This window comes from Streptomyces sp. NPDC005141, from assembly GCF_053599975.1.
The window spans coordinates 1-3,227 of record NZ_JBSFYW010000143.1; the positions used below are offsets into that span (position 1 = coordinate 1).

The 3,227-nt window shown below is 68.6% G+C and carries 2 protein-coding genes; both read right to left on the reverse strand.

Features of this window, described 5'->3' with window-relative positions; genetic code table 11:
- Nucleotides 1-767: 767 nt before the first annotated feature.
- On the reverse strand, nucleotides 768-1,052 hold the full coding sequence (locus ACWD68_RS41640; RefSeq protein ID WP_451811678.1) for a helix-turn-helix domain-containing protein: 285 nt from the start codon (nucleotides 1,050-1,052) through the stop codon (nucleotides 768-770).
- A 196-nt stretch (nucleotides 1,053-1,248) separates the two neighbouring features.
- Entirely contained in the window at nucleotides 1,249-2,169 is a 921-nt protein-coding gene (locus ACWD68_RS41645) for an MBL fold metallo-hydrolase (RefSeq protein ID WP_451811679.1), read from the reverse strand.
- Nucleotides 2,170-3,227 lie beyond the last annotated feature (1,058 nt).

Sequence of the window (3,227 nt, forward strand, 5' to 3'; positions counted from 1 at the left end):
GCGGGGGCGGGGGGGGGGGGGGGGGGGCCCCCGGCGGGTTTCCCGGTGCCGCGGCCCCGGGCGGGGGCCCCCCCCCGCCGCCCCCCCCCCCCACGCCTTGCGTCCTGGCCGACCGCGAGCGGCCGTGCACGGGCCTCAGTGCAACGTGAGCCAGCGCGCCGTGCGGACCATGAGGCCGGTCACCGCTCTGGTGGGCAGGGCCGGATCTCGATGTGGCGACGACGACCACGGTCTTCAAGACCACTGCACTGTCGATGCTCGATACCCGCCTGACCTGCTTCAAACGTCTCATCGAGTCAGTCCCGCAGTGTCCGTGGCCCACCCATGGCCCGCACCTAGCCTGCAACAAGGTTCCCGCTTCAGCGGCTAGCCAGAAGGGGTCCGGAGCGGGTTAAGAGTGGTCCCAGAGCTCCCGTGATCGAGATCAGTTGGCCGCCTGCTTTACTTCACGGACGATTACGGGGCTCTGGGTCTTCGTTGGCACGCTGATCGGGACGATACTCGTGACACGGCGAGCCCGGCGGACAGTTGCTCGGGCCGAAGCAGGGGAAGCAGTCTTCTTCCAGGTCGGGGCCAACCTGCCCGATGAGGGACGCCGATACAGCCTTGGCCGGGTACGGTCCGGAAGCGAGTTCCGGTGGAGGCCTCGCTGGTCGTGGACGCGGCTGCGGAAACTCCCGACAGATCTGCGCTATGTCCGCGCACGCGAAGCGACCTTCCGCGAAAAGTTGTGGCTCCCGACTGGCGCGCTGGTGATCGAGTGTGAATCATCCGCGGGGCCTGTACTCTGCGGCCCCGGAAGGGGCCGACTCAACTTCCGCGAGAGTCACCCGCAACTCCGCGACAGCAGAAGCGTCCAGGCCGAGAGCTCCGGACAGGCGGTCGAGGACGTCACGACTGGGACCCATCCGCCCGTTCTCCACCTTGGAAACCGTCGGCTGCCCCACCCCCGCCCGCTGCGCCAACACGGCACCCGTCAGGCCGGCATCCACGCGCAGAGCCCGAAGGTGTGCCCCCGGCGCCCGCATTCGTTCCTGCCGCTCACTCCCCATACCCAGCGTTCTACATCAACACCTGGCGAGCACCCAGCTCAACGATCACACCGGCCCCACGAGGACGTGTCTAGGTTCAGTTGATCCTTGACGGATGTATGTCAGGTGATGCTTGTCGGTTCCCAGTGGCTCGTCTCGCAGCGTTGGCTGGGTAATCGACGTGCTACGCCGATTCCAGGGGCTTGCGCAGCCGAGTTCACGCAAGACCGGTGAGGGGGGCACTGGGCTGCCAGGAGACGGGCAGGACGACGTCGACGCCGTCACGGTGCGCCAGGGGCAGCAGTCGGCTCATGGTGGTGTCGAGGTCGTCGAGCAGGTAGGGCATGGGGCGCAGTGGCCGGTCCAGGCCCAAGAAGAAGTCGTCCCAGTGCACCAGGATGACCCGCCTGGCCCCGGTCGCGGCCACCACCTCGTCCCAGTAGGTCTGAAGGAACTCGGCGGGCTGCTTGCCCAGCATGCCGACGCCCAGGTATACGACGTCGGCGCGATGACCGCGCAGCGCACCGAGCCGGTAGTTGGCGCTGGCGTGCAACAGCACGCGGCCGTAGGGGTGGGTGACGAGCACGGAGTAGGCGGTGCCGGTCTTCCAGGCACCGGCGCGAGCCGGCGGGACCAAGGGCTGGTCAACGGTACCGGGGTAGTGGTCACCCGGGCTGTGCACGGAGTCCAGGAAGGTCAGCGTGAAGCTGCCGTAGGTCACGGTGTCGCCATCGCCGACCACCCGCAAGGACGACTCGGGGACCCCCAGGCCGCGCCCGATGTTGGCGGTGGACTCCGACCCGACCAGGTCGGCGCCGGTCTCCAGGGCCCAGACCGGTGCGTCGAGGGCGTGGTCGTAGTGGGAATGCGCGCACACCACAGCGGCGAGGTTGTCCACCCGCAGCCGCTCGATGGCGGCACGGACCAGCGCGCGGTTCGGGGCGATCTTGCCCATGCCTACGCGCATCATCCCCGGGCGGGTGACGAACCCGTCGCTGAGCACCGAGGTCTGCCCGTCCGACAGCAGTACTGAACTGGTGCCCAAGAAGTGAGCGCTCAGCCCCTCACGGTGCGCTGCAGTGCGCTGCTGGTAAGGCAGGTAGGGCCGCAAACTCGGGCGGCCGATCGGCACCTTCATGCGAGCATCCTCGGACCCCAGGTACAGGAGTGCCAGCTCTGGACCTCGTGTGCCCTCTCACAAACGATCGCACAGCGAAGCCGAGGCAAGCGGTGTCAAGCATCAGGTGAAGCCACAACGTCAAGCATCAACCGAGACAAGACAGACCCCCACGAGGACGACGTGACTCAAACTTTCTCTACTGGTTCAAGCCCCACCCTTCGGGCGAGGAGGTGAGCCCCTGCCCGGCCGCAGCCCGCAGCATCCGGCAGGCCTCAGCCGTGGCGCACTTGAGATAACAGAACACCACCGCACCCCCTTCGGTCCTGCAGCTCCCTCATACTCCGCCAACCTCAGCGGCAACAGCTCAGCCCCCGGCATGAGGCCACGGCTTCGCGGACAGCACGAGGGGCTCTTGCCTTCGGCATCCGGTCGCGCTGGCCCAGCGGCTTCCGCCCGACGCTACGGAGATCGCACCCCTCAGGCCCGCGCCGCGGGCCGGCGCGCGGCTCGGGACTCGGGGCTGCGCTCAGGCTTTCGGCCCGCGCCGCCCCGGCCCCGGCCCCGCGCCACCCACCATCGCCCTGGGGGGCATCACCGTTTCACGTCCGGCACGACAAGGGCCGATGCACCGGACCAAGCCTGATTCCATGCCTCCCACACGCCAGGCCCCGCCCAGGGCGGGCACCGCCGCATGGTCGGGACGCATGATCCGCACGGACGCGACAAGACGCTTTGGGATCAAAAGGCAGGTGCGCCACGGCTGAGGCCTGCCGGACACCACAGGCAGCAAAGGGCGGGCTCGGTGGAGATGCGGCGACTGAATTAGCACCTCAGAACATGCCTCCGGCGGGGGCGCTCAGACTCCGGGATGGAGGGGGCTCCGTTCGCGAGTGCAGGTCCGTAGGGGCGTGCGTGGAGTGCTTCCATCCCATCAGCCATCGCCCCAGGCGGAGCCGAGCAGACGCGGCCCCTGGCGTCCAGGAAGCTGATCGGAAAATCGAGGTTCGGGAGGGCAGGCGGCAGCATCCGGGCCGCTTGCGGACCGGATGTCGAGGTGGGCTCGGTCAGGCGGATAC